The following is a 24,054-nucleotide window of genomic DNA, read 5'->3' as shown; positions in this document are numbered from 1 at the left end:
GCTGGCGTTAGCCCGCCAGCCACAAGCAGCTAATCATATCGCCTTCAGCTATCTCGCTGTTGGGCGGTATCACCGCAAACGCATCGGCATTGATGCACGACGAGAGCACGCCTGAGTTCTGATCATCAAAGGCCGTGGCGGTTACTCCACGGGGCGTAAACTGCAGCGTGACACGCATGTAGTGCTCGCGCGGCCCGGTCGAGGTGGCAAAGTTAGCGCTGGCGGTAATGGTGGGCAGCTGGCTTAGCGCCGGGCAGCCCAGCATTGTGCCTAGCAACGGGCGTAGAAACAGCCAAGCTCCCACAAATCCCGATACCGGATTGCCCGGCAGACCAACAAAGCGTGCCTGGCTGCCATCACGGCGAGGCAAGCGGCCAAGCGCTAAGGGTTTGCCTGGGCGGATCGCCAGCTTCCACATATCGAGCTGGCCAATTGCCTCCAGCGCTGCCTTAACGTGGTCTTCTTCACCAACACTCACGCCGCCGGTGGTGACCACAAGATCTGCCTCAGCGGCTTCTTTTAACAGCGCCACGGTACGGGCATAGTCATCCGGTACGCTGACCGTGCTCACCACCTCAGCACCAAAGTTCTCTAACAGGCGCTTCAGCATGGGCCGGTTAGAGTTATAGAGCTGCCCCGGTTTCAGCGGCGTGCCGGGGTCGATGATTTCATCACCGGTCGACAGCAAGGCTACCCGAGGGCGGCGACGCACGCTGACCTGAGTAACGCCCTGCCCGGCCAAATGGCCTAGCGCGGCGGCTTCCAGACGCTCACCGGCATTAAGCAGCACGCTGCCTTGACGCACGTCACGACCTCGGCGGCGAACGTTGTCACCGCTGGGAACATCGGCAGGTATCAAGGCGCGCTCGCCATCAACGTCAACACGCTCCTGCATGACAACGCAGTCAGCCCCTGGAGGAATTTCCCCACCGGTAAATATACGCGCGCAGCTGCCCGGCGCCAGCGCTTGGGCTGGCGTTCCTGCGGCAATACGCTGGCTAACGGGTAGCCACTTTCCGGCATCGACGGCGCGCAGCGCATAGCCATCCATCGCGCTGTTATCGAACGGCGGCACGTTTAACTGCGCGGTCACTGCATCGGCCAGTACTCGTCCGGCGGCGGCTTCCAGCAAGACACTTTCGATCGCAACGGGGCACACGTCGGCTAGCAGAGCGACAAGCGCGGCGTCTATCGGCTGCAAATCAGCCATGTTGACCTCGGCCTGGAATGACCAGGTTAGCGAAATTGCAGGGCTTATGGCGACTATCCAACTGTTCAGCCAGAATGCCGTCCCAGCCGGTGCGGCAGGCGCCGGTTGAACCGGGTAAGCAAAACACTACCGTCGCGTTTGCCAGACCGCCTAAGCAGCGGCTTTGGATAGTGGAGCTGCCAATTTCATCACCGCTGAGCTGGCGAAAGCGCTCGCCAAAGCCCTCAATGCGCTTGTCCAATAATACTGAGATGGCTTCCGGGGTTGAATCACGGCCGGTAAAGCCGGTGCCGCCGGTAGTGATCACCACCTGCACGTCGCCACTGGCTATCCACTCCGCGACCACTGCGCGAATACGGTAGACATCGTCTGGCACAATGCGCTTTTCCGCCAGGATATGCCCTGCGCTGGTTAGGCGCTCAACGAGCGATTGGCCGCTACGATCCGTGTCTTCCGTTCGGGTATCCGAGACGGTGAGTACCGCTATGCTCAAAGGCACCATGGATTCCATTCGCCTACTCCTGGCTATTTTTCTTGGCTTGACGCGCATCAAGTGCGGCCAGCTGTTCCGGGGTCGCCTTTGCCTGGTGGTGCTCTTTCCACTCACTGTAAGGCATGCCGTAGACGTACTCGCGCGCGGCCTCCAACTCCAGCGTCTCGTCGCGCTCATCGGCGGCGCTCACCATCCATTTGGAGAGACAGTTACGGCAGAAGTCCGCCAGAATCATCAGGTCAATGTTCTGCACGTCCTTGTTGTCGTCCAAATGGCGCAGCAGGCGGCGAAAGGCGGCTGCTTCAAGTTCGGTACGGGTGGCCTGATCAAATTCGTTAAACGCTGACATTGCCGTTCCTCTCGTTAAAAGTGGCGTAAGGTGCAGCATAACAAAAGACACCGCCAAATGGCGGTGTCTCAGATACTGCGCATGGTGCTCAGCTGGTTCGCGTTGCCGAGGGTTCGCCGCTGCCGCTAGACGATTTACGCGCCGCGATCTCTTCCTCCGAAACCGTCTGATCCTTGACCTCTTCGTACCACAGGCTGTGGTGCTCTTTGGCCCAGGTTTCATCCACGTAACCCGTGGTCATACCTTCTAACGCGCCTTCCGTACCCAGCGTACCGATATAGATATGCCCCAAGGAAACGGCGGTCAGCCCCAGCGCACCCACTGCATGGATAATGTTCGCCCACTGCATGGTGTCGCGCCCCTGATTGAAGTTGGGGAAATCGAGCACAAAGCCACTGGCAATCACCAGCACTCCAACGCTGGCTAGCAGCCAGTACCAGGCTTTCTCGCCGCCGTTAGCAAAGCCTGCTTCTACATGCTGTTTACCAATCATGCCGCCGCCCTTTTTGAACCATACCCAGTCGTGCTTTTTAGGAATGTTCTCTTTAATCAGGCTAACCAGCATGACCACCAGCAATATGCCAAAAATAGGCCCTAAATAGTTATGCAGCACTTTCGAGGCTGCGATCATCCATGCCCAGAAGGCATCGCCAAACAGCGTGCGGAAAACAAACTTACCGAGCAGCAAGTTCAAACCGGTCAGCGCCAGGGTGATAAACAGCGTGGCGACCGTCCAGTGCAGCGCGCGCATCACCAGCGACCAGCGCAGCAGTTTGCGCCCGGTGCGCGGAGCCTCCAGGTGCTTGCGCCCAACAATCAGGTAGAACAGCGTAATCAACGCGGCCGTACCGCCTATCGCAATCATCCCAAACGGTGAGACCCAGCGATTGCGAATCTGCCGCCAGGTTTCACCACTTGCATTGATCAGGCTGTAGTTGCTGTCGTAACGCGAATCGCGGTAATTGGGACCAGTTTCCCCGCTACGCACCTGACGCCACTGATCGGCGGTAATGCCCGGAGCGGCGGTGGTCATTTCACGATCAGGATCCGCCTGCGCTACCGCTACCTGCGTAAAACCAAGGCTAAGTAACAGCGCAAGTGCCACCAGCATAAAGCGCCACATGCCCAGGGCGATGAGCCTTTTATCTGAGCGCGACACCCTGCTGGGCGCCTGTGCAGTCAACTGGTTCATGACACGCCTCCTTACCCTTTATGGGCAGCATCATAGGCTAGGTTGTCGGCACTGGCCTGGGGGTTGTTAGACCAGGCACCGTCTTTGTGACCGCGCTGAACCACTCGCTGGCGAAAGATATCAGCAACGTCTTGCGCATCACCGGCCAGCAGCGCTTTGGTAGAACACATTTCCGCACACAGCGGCAGCTTACCTTCCGCAATGCGGTTAGAGCCGTACTTCTCGTACTCTTCTTCTTTGCTATCGGCAGGGCCGCCGGCGCAGAAGGTACATTTGTCCATCTTGCCGCGCTCGCCAAAGGCATCCTGCTGAGGAAACTGCGGCGCACCAAACGGGCAGGCGTACAGGCAATAGCCGCAGCCAATGCACAGATCTTTGTCGTGCAGCACGATGCCGTCATCGGTTTTGTAGAAACAGTCGGTGGGGCAAACGGCCATGCAGGGTGCGTCGTCACAGTGCATGCAGGCGACAGAGATCGACATTTCGTTCGCTTCGCCGTCATTGAGCGTGACCACACGGCGGCGCTGAATGCCCCACTCAACATCGTTAGCATTCTTACAGGCGGTGACGCAGCCGTTGCATTCAATGCAGCGCTCGGCGTCACACATAAATTTCATTTGAGCCATGTTGTTCTCCTAATGCCGGGGGCTTGTTTTCTAGACTCAGGCGCGCTCAATGCGGCAAATGGTGCACTTGGTCTCTTGCATCAGTGTCACCGGGTCGTAGCCGTAGGTCGTTGCGGTATTAGCCGCCTCACCAATGATGTATGGATCAGACCCATCCGGATAACGATCGCGCAGGCTTTCACCTTGGAACATGCCGCCAAAGTGGAACGGAATAAACGCAACGTTACGATCAACGCGAGGCGTAACCAGCGCTTTGACTTTTATGCGCCCCCCTTCCGCCCCTTCGACCCAAACATCATCGCCATCTTTGACGTTAAGATCATTGGCATTCGCCGGGTTGATCTCGACGAACATCTCCTGCTGCAGCTCGGCAAGCCACGACATGGAACGCGTTTCATCACCACCGCCCTCGTATTCCACCAGCCGCCCGGAGGTGAGAATAATGGGATACTCGCTGGCGTTGTTGCGATCCTGGATCGTTTTGTACAGGGTCGGCAAACGCATGATCGAGTCGAAGTCATCCCAAGTGGGAAAGCGGTCAACCAAATCACGCCGCGTGGTGTACAGCGGTTCGCGATGCTTTGGCACCTGGTCAGGGAAGGTCCAGACCACGGCGCGCGCCTTGGCATTGCCGTACGGCGCGCAGCCATGCTCAATGACCACACGCTGGATACCACCGGAAAAGTCGGTCTTCCAGTTTTTGCCTTCCGCTGCCTGCTTCTCTTCGGCGGTCAGATCATCCCACCAGCCCAAATCTTTAAGCAGCTGGTCGTTGAACTCAGGATAGCCATCGTCGATATCGCCACCCACTGGCGCCGAGCCTTCGGCCAGAAGATTCACGCCGTCACGCTCAATACCAAAGCGCGCCCGGAAACCCATGCCGCCTTCCATCACAGGGATACTGGTGTCGTAAAGGTTGGGTGAACCGGGATGACCGAATTCGGGCGTTCCCCAGCACGGCCATGGAAGACCATAGTAGTCCCCATCGGCAGGGCCGCCCTGGGCGCGCAGATTCTCAAAACTGAAGGTATGCCAGTTTTTTTGATGCTCTTTAAGGCGCTCAGGACTTTGGCCGGTGTAGCCTACCGTCCACATACCGCGGTTAATTTCACGCAGGATATCGTCGATCAGCGGCTCGTCACCGTTCATCTGATAGTTTTTTACCAGCTCATTGCCAAACCCTAACTTACGGGCAAATAAGTACATGATTTCGTGATCGGGTTTGGATTCAAACAGCGGTTCAATCACGCGGTCACGCCACTGAATAGAGCGGTTCGTGGCGGTAACGCTGCCGGTCGTTTCAAACTGACTGGCGGCAGGCAGCAGATAAACGCCGTCGCTGCGATCATGCATCACCGATGCGACGGTGGGGTACGGGTCAACGATGACCATCATTTCTAGCTTGCGCATCGCCTGCTGCATTTCAATGCCACGTGTTTGAGAGTTAACCGCGTGCCCCCAATAGAACATGGCTTTCAATGCAGTACGTTGAGAGATGTTTTCATCATCTTCAAGCACACCGTCAACCCAGCGCGAGACGGTAATGCCGCTGGTGTACATTGGCTGGCCATCGGCATATTCGGCGTCATCAAAGCGGCCTTTAATCCACTCGTAGTCAACGTCCCATACCTGCGCCCAGTGCTGCCACGCGCCTTCCGCTAGGCCGTAGTAGCCCGGCAGCGAATCAGAGCCTAAGCCCAAATCGGTCGCGCCCTGCACGTTATCGTGGCCGCGCAGGATATTGGCACCACCGCCGGATTTACCGATATTGCCTAGCGCCAGCTCTAAAATGCAGTAAGCGCGAGTATTGTTGTTGCCCGTGGTGTGCTGCGTGCCGCCCATGCACCACACGACGCAGCCAGGGCGGTTGTCAGACAGCCGCTTGGCCACGTCAAACATGTCGGCTTCGGAAACGCCCGTCACGTCTTCAACCACATTGGGAGGGAAGTTGGCGACTTCGGCGCGCACTTCATCCATGCCGTAAACGCGCTGGTTGATGTACTCGTTATCTTCCCAGCCGTTGTCGAAGATATGCCACAGCAGGCCCCAAATATAAGCCACGTCTGAGCCCGGACGCAGGCGCACGTACTTGCTAGCTTTAGCCGCTGTGCGAGTAAAACGCGGGTCTGCCACGATGATGTCGCAGTTGTTACGCTCTTTCGCGATCAGGATATGCTGCATCGCTACCGGATGAGCTTCGCTGGGATTCGAGCCTATAAACAGCATCGACTTGCTGTTGTGCATGTCGTTGAGCGAATTGGTCATCGCTCCGTAACCCCAGGTATTGGCCACGCCCGCAACGGTAGTGGAGTGGCAAATGCGTGCCTGGTGATCGGTGTTGTTGGTGCCCCACAGCGAAGCAAGCTTACGCATCAGGTAGGCTTGCTCATTACTAAACTTGGCCGACCCCAGCCAGTAAACGCTGTCAGGGCCATGCGCTTCGCGTAGTTCAAGCAGCTTGTCGCCAATTTCGTCAATGGCGTCATCCCAGCTCATGCGCTCCCACTCGCCCGCCACTAGCTTCATGGGGTACTTGAGGCGCCGCGTAGAGTGGCCGTGTTGGCGCAGTGAGGCGCCTTTTGCACAGTGCGCCCCGCGGTTGATCGGATGATCGAATGCCGGTTCCTGCTTGGTCCAAATGCCTTCCTGCACTTCCGCATAGACGCCACAGCCCACCGAACAGTGCGAGCAAATGGTGCGCTTTGTTTCTACGGGTGAATCCAGCACGGGCGTTTTACCGGCGGACTCGGCACGCCGCATCATCGGCGCGCCCATAAAGCCCACCGCGGCAACGCCACCCGTGGCAGCACCGCTGCGTTTAAGGAACTGACGACGTGAAATACCCAGCCCGGGAGCCTTGGGGGCGTCTGTTTTGCGAGTTAAGCGCATGGCAAATCTCCTGGCATTCTGCCGTCAATCACGCAACGAGGCGTAATACGCCCGAACGTGGTCGGTCTCACGGTAGTTAGCCGTTTGTTTTTCTTCTTTCGCCGGGGCGCTATCAGCCTGAGCTAAGGTGACATGACCGGCGGCGGCCGCGGCACCAGCGGCAGCGGCTCCTAACCCAACCGTTTTCATAAACCGGCGGCGCTCAGAATTGTGGGGGGTGTGCATGGATTTCTCCTCTCGCCTATGTTTTATACTGGGTCTTTTTATACGCGACTATCGCCGACGATCTATCCACGTTTGCGTTCAATAATGCGCACCGGAGCGTGGTCAGCATCAATGCTTAAGCTCACCCTCTCGCTTTCCACATAAGCACTGCCTAACGCTCCCAGCGCTGCATAAAAAGCGGTGTCTACCTGCCCTAGATCGTCGAAACAACTGGCTGCCCAAGGGGCAATATGCTGACTAAAAAAATAGGCCTGTTCATGGCTTTCAGACGCAATCAGCATGGCCATTACTTCACATAGCGCCGCCAGATGGTCTTCAGGGTCTCGGGTGTGCTCACTGCGTTCAAAGCCCAGCACTCGGAGGTCTTGGCGCAGCGCCACTAGCGCGGCTTCCATCAACTCACCATTGCGATACCATGAGGCATACGGCACGACGTCGCCCTGAATGACGCCCACCAGATGACGAAAGTGAGCGCGCTGAAGCGGCTCTACGCCAGCGCCTGTCTCATCCATGGCGACTGCCGCATCTGCCAATGCTTGCCAGCGCTTTGCAAGTTGGCTGCCATCTTGTTCAATCGCCAGCTCAGCTAGCCATGCCAGCAGGTCTGCATCCGGGGCTTGACGCAATAAGGTGGCCAACAGCCGGTAGATATCGGCACGTAGGGCATCCGCTTCTTTCAGCGCGGGCAATCCATCCGTCATCGGCTTATACCTTCAGTTGCGCGTCAGGATCGCGAATCATGGTTTTCCAGACATCCTTCACCCGGCAGTCTTCGCACATTTCCAGGCGGCTCATCGCCTCACCGGCAAAGTAGGGATGATGGGCAAGCTTCTGTTTAATCGCGGCTACCGTGCTCACGGTGGCAAATGGTTTGCCGCAATTGATGCATTCAAAGGCCGCTTCTTCATGGCAGATATGCCGCGTTTCACGGGCGCCATCTGCCAAAAAGCCTGGCATCAGCGTAATCGCGTTTTCCGGGCACGCCTGCTCACAAAGACCGCACTGCACGCAGTCCGCTTCAAGAAAGCTAAGGGCGGGCGTATTGCCGCCAGATTTTAACGCGGGCGTAGGGCAGTTGCTGACACAGGCCTGGCACAGCGTACAGGCGTCGCGGTCGACCTGAATCGCGCCGTAGGCAGCGCCTACCGGCATCGTGGTGCGTGCCCCGTTAGGGCTACCCAGCTCGGCAAGGCGCGCTAACACGCGGTTCAAGCGTGTGCGCTTTTCAGGCTCAGGCAGCTGCAGCGGCGCCTCTGTTAAAGGAGGAAGCGTCGGCAGTGCATCACGCGCGGCCCCATCGGCGACGCCAATCAGCTGTACACGAGCGCGGTCGTGCCCCAAAGCATCTAGCATGGCGTGCGCTTGAGCGATCTGGTCGTTCAAAAAAGTACTTAGGCGTGCAGGCATACTAGGATGCAGCTGGATACGCACCTCGGCGGCACCCGCAGCCAGTGCGGTTAGCCACTGGTCGTGGCCCGCCGCTCCCAGCTCTTCCAGTGGGGCATCAATCACATGGCCTGCAGGCACCACGCCGGTTGCGCGCTCAGCGTCTTGCGAATCATGGGTAAGAAAACGTAGCACCGGCACCTGGCCACCCGCATCACGATAGGCCGCGAGCCAAGTAGATAGCGTATCCTGCTGGCGGCGTGTTTCTGGCATGCGAAACTCGATCGCCCCCGTCGGGCAGGCGCTGGTGCAGCTGCCCACGCCTTGGCAAAGGTAGGGGTCAATTTCAATATGGGATTCAATGCGCCCTTGAATGCTGGAGATAGCATCCGCCGGGCAGACATCCAAACAGCGGGTACAGCCAATATTGCCACTTGTGGAGTGGGCACATAGGTCGCTGTTGACCTGAAAATAGCGCGGCTTGTCGAATTCACCGACCAGCCCGGCAAAATTTTCGAGTGTTTCGCTGCGCTGCTCAACATCCTGCCAAGACATCACCACGTAGCCAGGTGGCGGCAATTCTGAACGCTGGGGATGAGCCATCGCTGTAAGATCAAGCACAAGGTCAAATCCGGCGCGCTCAATCAGCGCCCTGGCGAGATCCAGCGGAGCATCGCCGTCATCTAACCGAGCGCTAAACGCCCCCAAATAACCGCTTATGTGTAGCTGGCTTAGCTGCTCGTGGGTGAGCATTTGCGTCACTAACGGCTCGCTGGCGCCGACTAGCTCTGCCGCCTCGCTTTCAGCACCATTACCAACAGGCCAAGTAACAAGCAACGTAAGCGATGCAAGACCGCGCCCCTGAAGAGCGCGGGCAGCCGGGTATACGTCGGCGGCCGCGCCTATCAGCAGCGCATGGCCACGGCTGTGATAGGTCACATTAGCAGGTGTTAAATTAGCAGGCCACGAAATACGTCGACGTACCGTTTCCCGAGCCTCGGCATTACGCTGGTCGTCTATCGACGCCAGTTGGATTCTTTGATTCATGCATTCTCACGGTCAGTGAATAATTCTTATTATAATTTTGAGTAATATTATTTAACTATTATGGCATAACGTTTCGTTGACACTAAGTTGAGCCTAGGCGTAACGCGGTGTTTAGCCAACTTAATTGCGTTTAATGCAGTCTGCAAAAAGGAAGAAAATTAACTTTAACAAATTGATTCTATAGCCATTAATGAGAGTATTCAGACTTTCTTTGGGGAGTAAATATTAAATCAGACTGGTCGTCTAGGAGGGGCTTTTCTGCAGCGCTACCGTTGGCGCTGCCAGGTATAGCAGATTCGTTTTCAAACGCGATCAAGTGATCATTGGATTGCTCGCTGGCCACCTGCTCTTTTTGTGGCTCAGCAGAAGCATCTTCTAGCGGCTTATCCAGCGTCTCGTCTACTTTATGGGTCCAGCTGCGCAGTTTGCTGGCAAGCCCAGAGGCCATGGGCTTGAGCTGCTGGCGATAGTCAGCATCGTAGTCATCCAAACCATCGCGCACGTTGTAATTACCGGTGGCCCAAAGGCGCTTCAAAGCGCGCCGGCGCAGGGCTCCGCTGACGCCCGGCAACATGAATGCACTAAAGTCGCTGCCGACACCCAGGGTATCGGGGTCGGGCAACGTGTGATCGAGACTGCCGGGCGCGGGTTCGCGTTCTGGCTCTTGTGCGTCCAGTGCCGGTGCCGACCGTTGATCAACGGTGGCGTGCGGCTGCTCGGCGCCGCTATGAAGCGCGCCAGTTGGCTCCACGGTGATGTCATCTGCAGGCTCGCTGGCAGGCACAACGCCTGGCGAGGCACCGCCTTCCTTTTGGGCATTGCGCTTTAGGCGCGACCAGCGTTCCAGGCGGCTCATCGCGGCGGCTCATTGGCCGGCATCTCTTTTGCACGCCCTGCCCCCTTGCGTTTTTTCTTGCGTACCTCGACGGGCGCCTCGCCGTGGCGAGCAAGGTAGCTCTCAATCCATACCTGAATCGCCATTGGCATCAAGGCTTCCAGCACCTGTTGTTCACCATCCATCCAGCCTGCCGCCACATCTTGGCTAGCCGTGATTGCATCGGGTTGCGGTGCTTGCCCGGTAAAGCCCGCGCGGACAAATAGACGCGGCGCGCTAGAGGTGAGGTTAAAGCGATACGCCGCGCGCTCGGTCATCGAAAGCTGTAGTTGCAGCGCGATCGGCCCCCGATCGCCCAAAGCAAGTTCCGCAATGCGCCACTGCGTTAGGGTAAAGCGCTTTACCTGCTTGGCTTCGGCAACCAATGTGATACTGATGGAGCGTAAATTATCACTCATGGCATTAGCACCCTGAAACTGGAGTCGACAGAACTTGAATAGGCTGAGCTTGAATAGATGGAGCTTGAATGGGTAGACAAGTAAGCATCCCCAGCCCCATCATCGTCAACCCCGACGTTTTGCGAGAACTATTTTCAAGAACTATTTTTCAAGAACTACTTCTCAAGAACTATTTAGCGAGGTTCATGGATGCCTGCCCTTCAGTTAAGCCGAGCCCGCTTACCGGCTACTACTCAGATTAGCATCGTTGACGAATATGGCGATACGCGCCAGCAGGCGATTGCCGCTGAACGGGCGCTAACCGTGTATCTCAATAAGCGCGAAATTGTCACGCTGATGACCCTGGGTGACGACCCCGAAGCGCTGGTGGTCGGCTATTTACGCAATCAAGGCTTGCTGCGAGCTGCCGAGGACTTGACTGCCGTGCAGGTCGACTGGGAGGTAGAAGCCGCCGTGGTGGTTACCCGCCACCTACCTGAAGACCTGGAAGCACGCTTAAGTACTCGCACGGTCACCACCGGCTGCGGCCAGGGCACGGTGTTTGGTAAATTGTTGGATCAAACCGCGCTGATGGCGCTGCCCGATACGCAGCTGGCACAATCGACGCTTTATCAGCTGTTGCAAAATCTCAACGCCTATAATGAAACGTACCGGAGCGCTGGCGCCGTTCACGGCTGCGCACTTTGCGATCAAGCACAGGTGCTCGATTTTGTCGAAGACGTTGGGCGACACAACGCCGTAGATACCCTGGCGGGGCGCCAATGGCTTCAGCAGGCAGATAGTGCCAATGCAGATATTTTTTATACCACAGGGCGGCTGACGTCAGAGATGGTGCTAAAGGTGGCGCAAATGGGGATTAGCGTACTGGTGTCGCGTTCAGGCGTAACGCAAAAAGGCGTTGAGCTGGCCGAGCGCTTTGGCGTGATGCTTATCGCCCGCGCTAAAGGCCGCCATTTTCAGTCGATCAATACCCAGCATCGCCTGACGCTGGACGCGATTCCTGAGCGACCGTCCACAGTACATTCATCAAAACAGGCGCGCTCATCAAAGCAGGCACATTCATCAACACAGGCACGCTCATGATTCCTACCCAAGAACTAACCGGTATGATTCTAGCCGGCGGCGAAGGTCGTAGAATGGGCGGTCGCGATAAGGGACTTGAGCCTTTTGCGGGCTTACCTCTTGTCGCCCATGCGGTTAAACGCCTGGAGGGCCAAGTAGGCGAACTGCTGATTAATGCCAATCGCAATGCCGATGCTTACCGCTTCTTTGCTGACCGTGTGATCGCTGATCTGGTAATAGAGGGCGCCGACGAAGGCTTCAAAGGCCCGCTCATGGGGATTTATAGCGGGCTGCGCGCAGCCAAAACGCCTTGGCTGCTGATTGTTCCCTGTGACTCTCCCGCCCTGCCAGATGACTTAGTAGCACGTTTGGTCGCAGGGATTGGCGATCATGATATTGGCGTGGCCTTTGACGGCGAGCGGCTGCACCCCGTGATAGCGCTGCTGCGTACGTCACTCGCCGATGACTTAGCCGCCGTATTGGCCGAGGGTGAGCGCAAAATCGACCGCTGGTATGCGCGCCATCACTGGTGCAAGGTCGATATGTCCGACTGCCCCGAGGCCTTTGCTAACCTCAACACTGAAGAGGAAAAGCTGCACCTTGAAACTGTTCTGCTGTCGACTAAAGGCAAGGAGGCAACGTGACGCTCTCCTGCTTTGATCTCGGTGAGAAAATGCTTAGCGTTGACGAAGCCCGTCAAGCGCTCGCTACGTTGATTGAGCGCCCGCTAGACAGCGAACAGGTGCCTCTGGCACAGGCCCATGGCCGCCGCTTGGCCACCGAGGTGCTGGCGACGCTTAACGTGCCGCAAAATACCAATGCGGCGATGGATGGCGTGGCGCTGGCCTTGGCGAGAGAAGGTGTTGGGGCCAAGCAAACCCATTGGCCCGTGGCCGGAGAGGTATTAGCAGGCCAGTATCGCAGCGAAATGGTGCCTGCCGGCCACTGTGTACGCATTACCACCGGCGCCCCATTGCCGCCAGGCACCGACACAGTGGTGATGAGTGAACAGCTGCGCGAACCGTCAGACGAACAGCCTGAGCATGTGATTATTGAGTCGCCTGAGCGCCTCAAGCACGGCCAGCATGTACGCCAGGCCGGTGAAGACATGGCGATTGGCGATACGGCACTTGCGGCAGGTTCGCGACTCGATGCCGCCAAGCTGGGCTTATTAGCGTCGCTAGGCTATGCCACGGTTACCGTGTGCCAACGCCCGAAGGTGGCGATTTTCTCGACCGGCAACGAGGTCACGGCCCCCGGCGAGCCTATTGCTCCGGCCGGGGTTTATGACGCGAATCGTTTTACGCTGATCGGCATGCTTGCCGAGTACGGCGCTGACGTGATTGATCTCGGCATTTTGCCGGACGAACAGGACGCTATCCAAACAGCGCTGGAGCAAGCCGCCCAGCAAAGCGATTTGGTGATCACCAGCGGCGGCGTATCCGTGGGTCAGGCTGATTTTACCCGCACCGCGCTGCAGCAGTTGGGCCGCTTAGCGTTCTGGCGCGTAGCGCTTCGCCCAGGCCGGCCCATGGCCTGCGGCTGGTTAGGCGAACAGCACACGCCGTTCGTCGGCCTTCCCGGCAATCCAGTGGCGGTCATGGTAACCTTTCTACAGTTTGTGACGCCGCTGCTGGATCGACTTCAAGGGCTGCCGGTTTCACCGCCCCATCGCCTTTATGCGATTGCCGATGACGTCTTAAAAAGCCGCTTAAAGCGCACTGATTTTATTCGCGGTGTCTACCATACTGATGGAGAAGGACAGTTACACGTACGTAGCACCGGCGCCCAGGGTTCGGGTATTTTAACCTCGATGGTGGCTGCTAATTGCTTGATTGAACTTGCCGATGACCAAGACGGCGCACAACCAGGCGAGGTAGTCAGCATACAACCACTAACGGGATGGCTATGACCGAGCAACGAACGACTCAGCAACGCGCTGGCCACTCACATTTTGACCAACCACATGCTGACCAGCCACTGATTGATGATTTTGGCCGCCGTATTAGCTACGTGCGTATTTCGGTCACCGACCGCTGCGATTTCCGCTGTGTGTACTGCATGAGCGAAGAGATGACGTTTCTGCCTCGTGCTCAGGTACTGACGCTGGAAGAGATTGCCATGGTGGCCCGCGCCTTCACCGAGCTGGGGGTTGAAAAGATTCGCCTTACCGGTGGCGAACCGCTCGTGCGCAGCGGCATTGACCAACTGGTCGATGAGATCGGCGCCATGCCGGGCCTTACCGACTTCACCATGACCACGAACGGCGCCAGCCTGCGTAAGCACGCTCAACAGCTTTATGCCAGCGGCCTGCGGCGTCTCAATACTAGCTTGGACTCACTGGTTCCGGAACGCTTCAAGCAGCTGACTCGCACCGGCGATCTCGCCAAAGTGATTGACGGCATTCGCGCCGCTCAGGAAGCTGGGTTTAAGCGTATTAAGCTCAACGCGGTGATCTTAAAAGGCCGTAATGACGATGAAGTGATCGACTTGGTCACCTTTGCCCGCCAAGAAGGCCTGGACATTAGCTTTATCGAAGAAATGCCGCTGGGCGATGTCTCCGATCACTCACGGGCGGAGACGTTCTACTCCAGCGACGACGTGCAGGCGATGATTGAGTCCCGCTACCCGCTGATTGCCACGGCCGAAACCACACCGGGCCCATCGCGCTACTTTAAGATGCTCGACAGCGAAAGCCGCGTTGGATTTATCTCACCGCATAGCCACAACTTTTGTGATACCTGCAACCGCGTACGGGTCACCGTGGAAGGCCGTCTACTGCTCTGCTTAGGCAATGAACATTCAGTAGATCTTCGCGCCGTGCTGCGCCGCCATCCGGGCAATATGCAGATACTTAAGCAGGCCATCATTGATGCCTTGCCGCTTAAGCCGGAGCGCCATCACTTCACCACCGATGGCGATGTGCAGGTGGTACGCTTTATGAATATGACAGGAGGCTAGGCCTTGTCAGCGTTAACGAAAGTCCCTGTGCATATTATTACTGGCTTTCTAGGTAGCGGCAAAACCACGCTTATCCACAGCCTGATCGAGCAAAAGCCTGTGGATGAAAAATGGGCAATTTTAGTCAACGAGTTTGGTCAAATCGGCATCGATCAGGCGATGTTTGATGCCCGCGATGATGTCGTTGTAAAAGGCCTGCCTGGCGGCTGCTTATGCTGTCAATTGGCGTTTGTACTGCAAGCGGCTCTGGTTAATTTACTGGCACGTAGCAAACCCGACCGGGTAATCATTGAGCCTTCAGGCCTTGGACACCCCGCAGGCCTGCTGGACTTATTGCGTGGTGAGGCATTTAACGATGTGGTCGACGTGCGCGACATTATTGCCACTCTCGACCCGCGCCGCCTGGATGACGCCCGCGCTCGCCAGCACGACACCTTCCTCGATCAGCTCGATATGGCAGACGCCGTGGCGCTTACGATGCTCGACCAGAGCACTTCAGGCCAGCTAGCGGCTGCCCATGCGTTTGTCGCCGAGCGCTGGCCTCCGCGCAAATGGGTGCAGGAAACCTTACAAGGCGAACTATCGCTCACGCTGCTCACTCAAAGTAGCAGCGCCGCTGTTCGCGGCCAAGAAATGCCAGGCAGTCATCAGCAGCTCGCGGCAATGCCCAGCCTAGCGGGTTCGTTTTTTGATTTCCCGCCGCCACCGGGCAAACCCCAACGTGAAACCGGCACGTCGCTAGGCTATACCAGCACAGGACTACGCTGGCATCCCAGCGAGCGCTTTGACCTGGACAGCCTCGCCGCGCATCTAGGGGAACTGCCAAGAGAGACGCGCATTAAAGGCGTTTTTCATACCGATAATGGCTGGAAGCGCCTTAACCGTGCGGACGGCACACTCAGCATTGAAAGCAGCGCATGGCGGCAAGACTCTCGACTGGAAATGATTCTTCCCGACACGCTGCCCACCCCTAGCCTGGATCTTGAACCCCACCTATGCGCCCTGCCCGTCAGTTAACAGGCTGACAGCTGCGCTGAGCATTCAGACTTTTTCAATCCGTCTTTCCATTTCATCTACGGTTACCGGTTGCCCAAACAGATAGCCCTGGTAAACGTGGCAGCCATGAGCCAATAGCCACGCCTGCTGTGCTTCTGTCTCCACTCCTTCCGCAATGACCTCTAGATTTAAACTACCAGCCAGGGCAATCGTACTTTCCACAATGGACGCATTCGCTTGGCTATCCAGTACCTGTTGAACAAACGACTGGTCGATTTTCAATTGATCCAACGGCAGCTGAGCCAGATACGCCAATGACGAATAGCCGGTGCCAAAATCATCCAGCGAAAAGCGCACGCCCTGCGCCTTTAAGGCGAGCATTTTATGCCGAGTTTCATCCTGGGCTGCCACGAACAGTGACTCAGTCACTTCTAGTTTTAAGCGGCTAAGCGGCGCTTGGGTGCGGGCAAAAACCCCCTCTACACGGGATAAAAAATGCTTATCGCGAAACTGTTGCGGGCTAAGATTGACCGATATGGTTAACGTGCTTAAACGCGGATGCTGCGCCCACCGCGCTAATTGCTGACAGGCACCGGCCAATATCCATTCACCCACGTCATTAATCAATTCAGTGCTTTCTAGCAACGGAATAAATTCACAGGGAGACACCATGCCACGCTCTGGATGCTCCCAGCGTAATAGCGCTTCTACGCCAATGATCGTACCGCAGGAGTTGACCTGAGGCTGGTAGTAAAGCAACCACTGCTGGTTTTCCTGTGCCTGGTGTAAATCTGCCTCTAACTTCACATGGGCCAACAGCGCTGCCTGCATGGCGGGATCAAAAAAACACAGCGTGTGGCGGCCATTGTCTTTGGCTTTAAAGAGTGCCAGATCCGCCTGCTGCAAATACTCATCGACGCTGTGTTCATCGCCCTCCATCACCGCAATACCAATACTGGCCGTGATCGTAACAGTCTCTTCACCAAGTACGATGGGCTCATTGAGTACTGCCAATAATTTATGGCCAATACGCTCAACAAGCTGCGTGATTTGAGTACGGCTACTCTCAGCACCTTCAATTAACACCGCAAACTCGTCGGCTCCCAAGCGTGCTAGTGTGTCCGTATCGCGTAGCATTTGGCCCATCCGCTGAGCGACACACTGCAATAACTGATCCCCTTGGTAGTGTCCAAGGGTGTCATTAATTTGCTTAAAGTTATCAATATCGATAAACAACAGTGCGACACCATGCTGATGGCGCTGAAGCGCTTTGAGCGCAGCATCCATGCGATCTAGAAATAGGCGCCGGTTCGCCAGCCCCGTTAATGAATCATAAAATGCCAGCTGATGAATCTCCTGCTCAGCGGCTTTGCGCTCGCTGATATCGCTCATCGTAGTCACGTAATGCGTCAACACGCCGCCGTTGCCATAAACCGCGCTCACCGTGAGCCACTCAGGAAACAGCTCACCGTTCTTGCGCTGATTCCATATCTCGCCTTCCCAGTTGCCGGTTTTGAGCACTTGCTTCCATAAACGACGATAAAATGCTGCATTATGTAGCTCGGAGCTAAAGACGCGCGGGGTTTTACCGACAATTTCGACTTGGCTGTAACCGGTAATACGCGTGAACGTGTCATTCACTTTCAGAATCAAGCCCTGAGCATCGGTAATTAAAATGCCTAAGTGTGTTTGAAAGGCGGCGGCAGCGACTTGCGCTTCAGCACGCGCCTGTTCTCGCTCTTCAATGCGCTGGCGTAATTGATCCGCTAGCGTTAAACGGCTTAGATAATGACGCGCCCCCCAAGCCCCTAGCAGCGCCATCACAGCTACTATCAGCACAAAAATCCACGTCCGTTGGCGCCAATCCGCTAGCAGCGCATGCAGATCAATACCGACAATGACCAGCATGGGATATGCTCCGACTCGCTGCATGCGCATCAGCCGCATGCGGCCGTCAATAGGTGACACTCCCTTTAGTGCAAGAGCGGATTCGCCACTGTCTAACCATTGCGTCATATTAGGGCTAACGATTTGACTACCAATAGCCATTGATCCCTCTGACGGCGGATATCTAGCGATCATCTTTAAATCGGTGTCGATCAGCGTAATGCTTTCGCCGTCATAGACATTCATCTGCTCAAGCACGTCGGTAAATACGCCCGGTACGATGCGTGACACTACGACACCTGCAACGCCGTTATTGGAGTTCTCGAATCGCCTTCCATGGTAAAAGTAGAGACGTTGATCACCGGTCGATACCTGCAGCGGCGTAATCAGCTCCTGTTCTTCCCCCTGCGTCAAGGCATTAAAAAACGCTGTCTCGCTGATATTAAAACGTGTATTCCACTTTCCGCCACCGCTTGCCAGCAAGCGTCCCTGGGTATCAAAAAGAACTATTTCGTCGATCAGAGGCACGTACTGGGTGAGATTTTCTAATGCTTGCTGAAGCTGCGGATTAGAATTGCTATCCGATATATCTTGTAAGGCGAGTAGTTCGGTTAATCCGAACTGGGCTTGCCCACTTTGAGAAAAGCCTCCTTTTGCCCACGCCATAACGACATTGGCGCGGGCATTAATATGCGACTCTGCGGCGGCCATTTCTTGCTTATACTGCTCACTCAACAGCCAACCGAAAAGCGCCATAATGATGCTAAGCGCTAGCACATATAGCGCTATCACATGTCGCCGCTGCTGGCGGTAGGTAGCCGTCGCTTTCAGCACATCGTCTTTTGCATCAATAGAGATGACGGGCATCGCACAGGGGCCTTATCTAGGTATGCCATGAAAACACCTAGTACAGTTTAAGAAAAATTAGAAATGCTATACCCCACTCACAACAAGCGGCTATGCCATGTATATCAGTTTTTATCGTAGTTGATTCATTAAAAAAGCATGGCACTATATATTAATTATTTAGATACCCAGGGGCTGTGATGGCATCGCTAGGTCAAATGAGCGACTACGAAATACGCTTAATTCGTATTTTTAAAACGGTTGTCGAATGCGGCGGTTTTACCGCGGCTGAAACGACGCTCGGCATTAGTCGCTCGGCGATTAGCCAGCATATGAACGACCTGGAGGGGCGGCTAGGATTCTCTCTCTGCCAGCGAGGGCGTGGTGGGTTTAGCTTAACCGAAGAGGGTAAAGAGATTTATCAGGCAGGGCTTACGCTGCTCACTGCGTTGGAAACCTTTAAAAGCGATGTAAATGCTCTGCATCAAACCATAAAAGGTGAGCTTAACATTGGCATTACCGATAATTTGGTCACGCTACCGGCCATGCATGTCACCAATGCGCTGGCCGAGCTGAGTGCACCGGCGCATGATGTCACGCTGCATATTCATATGGAGCCTTCCGATGCGGTAATTCGTGGCGTGATGGATGGCCATCTTCACGTTGGCGTTGTACCCGCAGTGAACCTACCGACCAGCTTAGAAACGCGGCACCTCTACGATGAGCCTTCTTATCTTTACTGCGCGGCAGAGCATCCGCTTTTTTCTGAGCCTGATGACATTCTTGATACTGCCAATATTGCCCATTACCCCGCTATTTCACCGCGCTACCCGCTTCCTGCAAAAGCGCGCGAGGCGCATGATGCGCTTTGCCTGCGCGCCTCGGCATCAGACCGCGAAGGAGCGGCCTTTCTGATTCTTACCGGGCGCTTTATCGGTTTCCTACCCGAACACGTGGCTGCCCAGTGGGTGGCCGCCGGCAAGATGCGGGCGCTACATGCAAGCGCCCAGCACTATCGCATCCCCTTTGTACTCATCACCCGCCACGACCGGCGCCCTAATCGCGTAGTGGATGCGTTTTTAAGTTTTATTAAAAATGCAGAGTAAGCAAAAAACAGTGCGTTTTATGAACGTTGCTCTGCTGCGTCACGCGCCATGATGGGTACCGGCCCAACCTGTGGCGACGATGACAACACTTGGCTCGCCACGTAGTAAACGATGGCTCCAAGCGCTGAGCCTGTGAACCAGCCATAGTCATAAAACCAGTTCATCGTGTCTGTCACTAGCGACATTAACGTGAGCAGCACCGGCACACCAAAAGCAATAAAGCCAGCGATGTTCACAGCAGGATAGGCGTGATCATCCATGTACAGGCTCGGCACATCCAAACGCTGCTTTTTAATCAGAAAGTAGTCCACTGCCATGATGCCAGCGATGGGCCCTAACAGGCTTGAATAACCCAGCAGCCAGTTGGAATACATCTGTTCAAGGGAAACCCCGGGAGGAATAACACCCGCCTTTTGCAGCAAGTCATAACCCATTAGCAGCACCCCAACAGCCCCAGTGATCAATACACCGCGCGTTTGGTTAATCAGCTTAGGGGCAATGTTTTGGAAATCGTTGGTGGGCGAGACAATATTCGAGGCGGTATTCGTAGAAATGGTAGCAATAATAATCAGCAGCATCGCCATCACGACCCAGAAGGGGCTGTCGATATAGCCAATTAAGCGCACCGGGTCGGCAACGGTTTGGCCCACTAACGTCTCAGAAGCGGCAGTCAACACTACCCCGAGAGCTGCAAAGAAGAACATCGTCAGTGGCAGGCCGATTACTTGACCAACAATCTGGTCTTTTTGGCTTTTCGCAAAGCGGCTGAAATCGGGGATATTAAGCGATAGCGTGGCCCAAAAACCGACCATAGCGGTCAAGCCCGCGAAAAAATAGCCGTAAACCGATGCCCCTTCAGGGCGCGATGGCGGCTGCGCGAGAAGCTCGGTCATCGACATATTCGGCCATGCCCACATCATTAGCCCAATACCCACCGCTAGCAGCAGCGGCGCGGCCAATGTTTCCAGCCATTTGATCGATTCAGCCCCGCGAATAACCACGTAAAGGTTCATCGCGCCAAAGACAAAAAAGCCAATAACTTCACCAACCCCACCTAATGCTGCCCAAGCAGGCACCAGTTCTGAAAGCAGCAGATGAATCGCCAGACCGCCAAACATCGTTTGAATACCAAACCAGCCACAGCCTACCAATGCGCGCACCAGGCAGGGCACGTTAGAGCCTAAAATGCCGAATGAAGAACGCAAAACCACGGGAAAAGGAATACCAAACTTGGTGCCTGGAAAAGCGTTCAACGTCAGCGGGATCAGCACGATGATATTCGCCAACAGAATAGCGAATAACGCCTCGCCCACGCTTAAACCAAAATAGGCGGTTAAAACGCCGCCCAGTGTGTAGGTAGGCACGCAGATCGACATGCCGACCCACAGGGCGGCGATATTCCATTTGGTCCAGGTGCGCTCGCTAGCCTGGGTCGGTGCAATATCTTCATTAAAACGCGAACTGTTGCGTACATCGTTCCCTACCTCAAGCTCAATCAGACCATCTCGATCCACCATCTGAGAGGTTGTTTCTGGCATTTTTGTATCTCCTCAGCATTGCGTTGTCCAACCCAGGCGGTGTCTGAACGCTAGCGACAGCGGCTAAATCCTGACAAACCTTAATCCCCACGGTCAGTGAAGTTTCCTAGACAGGATTCAAAGCAATAAGTGTGCCTAGCTAAGCGAGCATGCCAATTAACTCATTGATTAAAAAGCTGCCTTTATGGACAACAATATTATTATTAGATCATTACCTTTGACGATGTTACCTCTCGAACAAACGTCGACTAAACAAAGCTAGATCAAAAAAAATATTTGCACCAACTTTAAACATCTCAGAATTTAAAATAAGCCCTCTAAAATAGATAACATCATGATTCAAAACAATTAATAAAAAATTCCAAAACAGTGCGCATGATCACCAAAAGAGTGAACACTGCTATTTATATAAATAAAATCAAACAAACTCAAAGAGTTAACGTTAATTTAAAAAACAATAAATGATGACTTGCCAAAACCACCAAGCCAACGATACTTTTAAGAAAAGCTGTCTTGATTGTCAGCTTTATTAGACAACGCTTAAGACTCAAACAAACGCTTTACACCAACAATTAGAGGGAGCGTCTAATGCAGAAGATGAAAATCGGCTTAATTCAAATGGGCTTAAAAACCAGCACCGAGCTTTCGCCCGCGGCCATTCGTGACGCGATGAACGAAGCCCATCTACCGATGATTCAGCAAGCCGCAGACCAGGGCGTGCAGGTGCTGTGCTTTCAGGAAGTCTTTAATCAGCCGTACTTTTGCCCCAGCCAAGACGGCAAATGGTACGCCGCCGCCGAGCGCGTACCCGAAGGCCCCACCTGCCAGATGATGCAAAAACTGGCCGCTGAGCACCGCATGGTCATTATTGTTCCGATCTATGAAGAAACCGAAACCGGCGTTTACTACAACACCGCCGCCGTGTTCGATGCCGATGGCAGCTACTTGGGCAAATACCACAAAACGCATATCCCTCAAGTGGCCGGTTTTTGGGAGAAGTTCTTCTTCAAACCTGGGCAATCCAACTGGCCGGTGTTTGATACTGCCTACGGCAAAATTGGCGTGTATATCTGCTATGACCGCCATTTCCCCGAAGGCTGGCGGGCGCTTGCGCTCAACGGTGCCGAAGTGATTTTCAACCCCTCTGCCACCGTGGCGGGGCTTTCTCAATATCTTTGGGAGCTTGAACAACCCGCCTCTGCGGCAGCCAACGGCTGCTTTATTGCTGCCATCAACCGTGTAGGCACTGAAGCACCGTGGAATATCGGCAATTTCTACGGCTCCAGTTACATCGTCAACCCCCGCGGCAAAATCGAAGCTCAGGCTAGCGAAACCAACGATGAACTCCTCGTCCACGAGATTGATTTGGACATGGTGCGAGAAGCCCGTAACAACTGGCAGTTCTTCCGCGACCGCCGCCCGGAAACCTACACCCGTCTCACCGACGGCGAATAGCACTGTCCAAACAATCATCCAAGGAGCGAACGATGAGCTTATTAATCAAAGGCGGCACGGTGGTCACTCACGCAGACACCTACCGGGCCGACGTGCTCTGCGTAGACGGTAAGATTCATGCCATTGGCACGGATCTAGACATCCCTGAAGGCTGTGAGACGGTTGATGCCAGCCATCAGTTGGTAATGCCCGGCGGTATCGACCCGCATACCCATATGCAGATGCCGTTTATGGGCGCGGTGGCCAGCGAAGATTTTTACACCGGCACCGCCGCGGCTATGGCAGGTGGCACCACAACGATTATTGACTTTGTCATCCCAAGCCCCGGCCAGTCGCTGCTAGAAGCCTTCGAAACCTGGCAAGGCTGGGCAGAAAAAGCCGCCACTGACTTTGCGTTTCACGTCGCCATTACCTGGTGGGATGAAAGCGTTAAAGAGGAAATGGGCACTCTGGTGCGCGAGCATGGCGTTAACAGTTTTAAGCATTTTATGGCCTATAAAGGCGCCATTATGGCCACCGATGATATTCTGGTGGAAAGCTTTTCGCGCTGCCTAGAGCTAGGCGCCATTCCCACGGTACATGCCGAAAACGGCGAGCTGGTGTACCACATGCAGCAAAAATTGCTCGCTCAAGGCATAACTGGGCCAGAGGCGCACCCGCTTTCCCGCCCGCCTCAAGTAGAAGGCGAAGCGGCTAGCCGCGCGATCCGCATTGCTAGCACGCTAGGCGCGCCGGTGTACCTGGTACATGTTTCCACCAAAGATGCGGTGGATGAAATCGCCTACGCCCGCCAACAGGGCCATCAGGTGTTTGGCGAGTGTTTAGCAGGCCATTTACTGATTGATGACAGCGTCTACCAGCACGCCGACTGGGCAACGGCAGCGGCCCACGTAATGAGCCCTCCCTTCCGGCCCAAGGGCCATCAAGAAGCACTCTGGCACGGCCTGCAATCCGGCAACCTACAAACGACCGCTACCGACCACTGCTGCTTCTGCGAGGAGCAAAAAGCGGCCGGCAAGGATGACTTCACCAAAATCCCCAACGGCACCGCCGGTGTCGAAGACCGCCTGGCCGTGCTGTGGGATGAAGGCGTTAACACCGGCCGACTTTCGCCCCAAGAATTTGTTGCTATCACCTCGACCAACACCGCCAAGATTTTCAATCTCTACCCGCGCAAGGGTGCGATTCAAGTCGGTGCCGACGCTGATATCGTGGTGTGGGATCCCAACGGCACCCGCACCATCTCCGCCAAGACCCATCACCAGAACGTCGATTTCAACATCTTCGAGGGTAAAACAGTCCGCGGCATCGCCCGTCACACGATTAGCCAAGGGAAATGGGTGTGGCGAGATGGCGAGCTACGCGCCGAACGCGGTGCAGGCCGCTATCTAAAACGCCCCGCCTATCCCGGTGTATTTGAGCTTCTGGCCAAGCGGGCCGAGTTAAACGCCCCGAAGGCTGTCGCACGTTAAAAATGAGCCAATAAAAAATAC

The 24,054-nt window shown here is 55.4% G+C and carries 21 protein-coding genes; 8 read left to right on the top strand and 13 right to left on the bottom strand.

Features of this window, described 5'->3' with window-relative positions:
* Positions 1-7: 7 nt before the first annotated feature.
* The 11 genes from ACT3TF_RS07685 to ACT3TF_RS07635 form a co-directional block, all read right to left on the bottom strand.
* Positions 8-1,210 carry a molybdopterin molybdotransferase MoeA gene (locus ACT3TF_RS07685; RefSeq protein ID WP_444671944.1) on the bottom strand — a complete coding sequence of 401 codons (1,203 nt, stop codon included), beginning with the start codon at positions 1,208-1,210 and terminating at the stop codon, positions 8-10.
* Positions 1,203-1,721, bottom strand: a complete 519-nt coding sequence (gene moaB, locus ACT3TF_RS07680; protein ID WP_096277700.1) for a molybdenum cofactor biosynthesis protein B — start codon at positions 1,719-1,721, stop codon at positions 1,203-1,205. The genes ACT3TF_RS07685 and moaB overlap by 8 nt, the downstream gene beginning before the upstream one ends.
* 4 nt (positions 1,722-1,725) lie before the next feature.
* Entirely contained in the window at positions 1,726-2,052 is a 327-nt protein-coding gene (locus ACT3TF_RS07675) for a DUF1244 domain-containing protein (protein WP_096277698.1), read from the bottom strand.
* An 88-nt stretch (positions 2,053-2,140) separates the two neighbouring features.
* A complete protein-coding gene (locus ACT3TF_RS07670) occupies positions 2,141-3,244 on the bottom strand; it encodes a formate dehydrogenase subunit gamma (protein WP_444671943.1) in 1,104 nt (367 codons plus the stop codon).
* An 11-nt stretch (positions 3,245-3,255) separates the two neighbouring features.
* A complete protein-coding gene (gene fdh3B / locus ACT3TF_RS07665; protein WP_096277694.1) occupies positions 3,256-3,870 on the bottom strand; it encodes a formate dehydrogenase FDH3 subunit beta in 615 nt (204 codons plus the stop codon).
* Between the two features lie 36 nt (positions 3,871-3,906).
* On the bottom strand, positions 3,907-6,759 hold the full coding sequence (locus ACT3TF_RS07660) for a molybdopterin-dependent oxidoreductase (RefSeq protein ID WP_441685103.1): 2,853 nt from the start codon (positions 6,757-6,759) through the stop codon (positions 3,907-3,909).
* Between the two features lie 24 nt (positions 6,760-6,783).
* Positions 6,784-6,984: a twin-arginine translocation signal domain-containing protein gene (locus ACT3TF_RS07655; protein WP_444624996.1), complete on the bottom strand. Its 201-nt coding sequence runs from the start codon at positions 6,982-6,984 to the stop codon at positions 6,784-6,786.
* A 62-nt stretch (positions 6,985-7,046) separates the two neighbouring features.
* Complete coding sequence (locus ACT3TF_RS07650) at positions 7,047-7,685, bottom strand: TorD/DmsD family molecular chaperone (RefSeq protein ID WP_441685106.1); 639 nt, start codon at positions 7,683-7,685, stop codon at positions 7,047-7,049.
* A 4-nt stretch (positions 7,686-7,689) separates the two neighbouring features.
* On the bottom strand, positions 7,690-9,417 hold the full coding sequence (locus tag ACT3TF_RS07645) for a 4Fe-4S binding protein (RefSeq protein WP_096277686.1): 1,728 nt from the start codon (positions 9,415-9,417) through the stop codon (positions 7,690-7,692).
* Positions 9,418-9,604: 187 nt separating this feature from the next.
* Complete coding sequence (locus ACT3TF_RS07640; protein ID WP_441685108.1) at positions 9,605-10,273, bottom strand: DUF3306 domain-containing protein; 669 nt, start codon at positions 10,271-10,273, stop codon at positions 9,605-9,607.
* Positions 10,270-10,710 (bottom strand): DUF3305 domain-containing protein, encoded by a 441-nt coding sequence (locus tag ACT3TF_RS07635; protein WP_444671942.1) that lies wholly within the window; start codon positions 10,708-10,710, stop codon positions 10,270-10,272. The genes ACT3TF_RS07640 and ACT3TF_RS07635 overlap by 4 nt, the downstream gene beginning before the upstream one ends.
* 189 nt (positions 10,711-10,899) lie before the next feature.
* Between ACT3TF_RS07635 and ACT3TF_RS07630 the strand changes: the two genes are divergently transcribed.
* The 5 genes from ACT3TF_RS07630 to ACT3TF_RS07610 are packed head-to-tail and all read left to right on the top strand — an operon-like array spanning position 10,900 to position 15,750.
* Positions 10,900-11,793, top strand: coding sequence for a formate dehydrogenase accessory sulfurtransferase FdhD (locus ACT3TF_RS07630; protein ID WP_096277680.1), 894 nt, complete (start codon positions 10,900-10,902; stop codon positions 11,791-11,793).
* Entirely contained in the window at positions 11,790-12,416 is a 627-nt protein-coding gene (gene mobA, locus ACT3TF_RS07625; RefSeq protein ID WP_444671941.1) for a molybdenum cofactor guanylyltransferase MobA, read from the top strand. Before ACT3TF_RS07630 ends, mobA begins: the two co-directional genes overlap by 4 nt.
* Entirely contained in the window at positions 12,413-13,684 is a 1,272-nt protein-coding gene (gene moeA / locus ACT3TF_RS07620) for a molybdopterin molybdotransferase MoeA (protein ID WP_444671940.1), read from the top strand. Before mobA ends, moeA begins: the two co-directional genes overlap by 4 nt.
* The gene (gene moaA, locus ACT3TF_RS07615) at positions 13,681-14,733 is read left to right on the top strand and encodes a GTP 3',8-cyclase MoaA (RefSeq protein WP_444671939.1); all 1,053 of its coding nucleotides are present in this window, start codon (positions 13,681-13,683) and stop codon (positions 14,731-14,733) included. The genes moeA and moaA overlap by 4 nt, the downstream gene beginning before the upstream one ends.
* A gap of 3 nt (positions 14,734-14,736) precedes the next feature.
* The gene (locus tag ACT3TF_RS07610) at positions 14,737-15,750 is read left to right on the top strand and encodes a CobW family GTP-binding protein (protein WP_444671938.1); all 1,014 of its coding nucleotides are present in this window, start codon (positions 14,737-14,739) and stop codon (positions 15,748-15,750) included.
* A 24-nt stretch (positions 15,751-15,774) separates the two neighbouring features.
* Here ACT3TF_RS07610 and ACT3TF_RS07605 read toward each other — a convergent pair whose 3' ends face one another.
* Positions 15,775-18,483, bottom strand: coding sequence for a bifunctional diguanylate cyclase/phosphodiesterase (locus ACT3TF_RS07605; protein ID WP_444671937.1), 2,709 nt, complete (start codon positions 18,481-18,483; stop codon positions 15,775-15,777).
* A gap of 179 nt (positions 18,484-18,662) precedes the next feature.
* Between ACT3TF_RS07605 and ACT3TF_RS07600 the strand changes: the two genes are divergently transcribed.
* The gene (locus ACT3TF_RS07600) at positions 18,663-19,568 is read left to right on the top strand and encodes a LysR family transcriptional regulator (RefSeq protein ID WP_441685121.1); all 906 of its coding nucleotides are present in this window, start codon (positions 18,663-18,665) and stop codon (positions 19,566-19,568) included.
* Between the two features lie 17 nt (positions 19,569-19,585).
* On the opposite strand, the gene ACT3TF_RS07595 is transcribed toward ACT3TF_RS07600, so the two are convergent.
* The gene (locus tag ACT3TF_RS07595) at positions 19,586-21,106 is read right to left on the bottom strand and encodes an NCS1 family nucleobase:cation symporter-1 (RefSeq protein ID WP_444671936.1); all 1,521 of its coding nucleotides are present in this window, start codon (positions 21,104-21,106) and stop codon (positions 19,586-19,588) included.
* 588 nt (positions 21,107-21,694) lie between these two features.
* Here ACT3TF_RS07595 and ACT3TF_RS07590 point away from each other — a divergent pair.
* Complete coding sequence (locus ACT3TF_RS07590; RefSeq protein ID WP_096277665.1) at positions 21,695-22,561, top strand: nitrilase-related carbon-nitrogen hydrolase; 867 nt, start codon at positions 21,695-21,697, stop codon at positions 22,559-22,561.
* 32 nt (positions 22,562-22,593) lie between these two features.
* A complete protein-coding gene (hydA, locus tag ACT3TF_RS07585; RefSeq protein WP_444624991.1) occupies positions 22,594-24,033 on the top strand; it encodes a dihydropyrimidinase in 1,440 nt (479 codons plus the stop codon).
* The last annotated feature ends 21 nt before the right edge of the window (positions 24,034-24,054 follow it).

The sequence above is a fragment of the Halomonas sp. AOP25-F1-15 genome (assembly GCF_052378675.1).
Taxonomy (GTDB): Bacteria; Pseudomonadota; Gammaproteobacteria; order Pseudomonadales; family Halomonadaceae; genus Vreelandella; species Vreelandella casei.
The sequence above is the reverse complement of the archived record's forward strand: the minus strand, read 5'-3'. Positions and strand labels throughout refer to the sequence as shown.

Excerpts from the sequence above, each read along its gene's own strand:
- ACT3TF_RS07685 (WP_444671944.1), bottom strand. The coding sequence starts at position 1,210 with ATGGCTGATTTGCAGCCGATAGACGCCGCGCTTGTCGCTCTGCTAGCC.
- moaB (WP_096277700.1), bottom strand. The coding sequence starts at position 1,721 with ATGGAATCCATGGTGCCTTTGAGCATAGCGGTACTCACCGTCTCGGAT.
- ACT3TF_RS07675 (WP_096277698.1), bottom strand. The coding sequence starts at position 2,052 with ATGTCAGCGTTTAACGAATTTGATCAGGCCACCCGTACCGAACTTGAA.
- ACT3TF_RS07670 (WP_444671943.1), bottom strand. The coding sequence starts at position 3,244 with ATGAACCAGTTGACTGCACAGGCGCCCAGCAGGGTGTCGCGCTCAGAT.
- fdh3B (WP_096277694.1), bottom strand. The coding sequence starts at position 3,870 with ATGGCTCAAATGAAATTTATGTGTGACGCCGAGCGCTGCATTGAATGC.
- ACT3TF_RS07660 (WP_441685103.1), bottom strand. The coding sequence starts at position 6,759 with ATGCGCTTAACTCGCAAAACAGACGCCCCCAAGGCTCCCGGGCTGGGT.
- ACT3TF_RS07655 (WP_444624996.1), bottom strand. The coding sequence starts at position 6,984 with ATGCACACCCCCCACAATTCTGAGCGCCGCCGGTTTATGAAAACGGTT.
- ACT3TF_RS07650 (WP_441685106.1), bottom strand. The coding sequence starts at position 7,685 with ATGACGGATGGATTGCCCGCGCTGAAAGAAGCGGATGCCCTACGTGCC.
- ACT3TF_RS07645 (WP_096277686.1), bottom strand. The coding sequence starts at position 9,417 with ATGAATCAAAGAATCCAACTGGCGTCGATAGACGACCAGCGTAATGCC.
- ACT3TF_RS07640 (WP_441685108.1), bottom strand. The coding sequence starts at position 10,273 with ATGAGCCGCCTGGAACGCTGGTCGCGCCTAAAGCGCAATGCCCAAAAG.
- ACT3TF_RS07635 (WP_444671942.1), bottom strand. The coding sequence starts at position 10,710 with ATGAGTGATAATTTACGCTCCATCAGTATCACATTGGTTGCCGAAGCC.
- ACT3TF_RS07630 (WP_096277680.1), top strand. The coding sequence starts at position 10,900 with ATGCCTGCCCTTCAGTTAAGCCGAGCCCGCTTACCGGCTACTACTCAG.
- mobA (WP_444671941.1), top strand. The coding sequence starts at position 11,790 with ATGATTCCTACCCAAGAACTAACCGGTATGATTCTAGCCGGCGGCGAA.
- moaA (WP_444671939.1), top strand. The coding sequence starts at position 13,681 with ATGACCGAGCAACGAACGACTCAGCAACGCGCTGGCCACTCACATTTT.
- ACT3TF_RS07605 (WP_444671937.1), bottom strand. The coding sequence starts at position 18,483 with ATGCCCGTCATCTCTATTGATGCAAAAGACGATGTGCTGAAAGCGACG.
- ACT3TF_RS07600 (WP_441685121.1), top strand. The coding sequence starts at position 18,663 with ATGGCATCGCTAGGTCAAATGAGCGACTACGAAATACGCTTAATTCGT.
- ACT3TF_RS07595 (WP_444671936.1), bottom strand. The coding sequence starts at position 21,106 with ATGCCAGAAACAACCTCTCAGATGGTGGATCGAGATGGTCTGATTGAG.
- ACT3TF_RS07590 (WP_096277665.1), top strand. The coding sequence starts at position 21,695 with ATGCAGAAGATGAAAATCGGCTTAATTCAAATGGGCTTAAAAACCAGC.
- hydA (WP_444624991.1), top strand. The coding sequence starts at position 22,594 with ATGAGCTTATTAATCAAAGGCGGCACGGTGGTCACTCACGCAGACACC.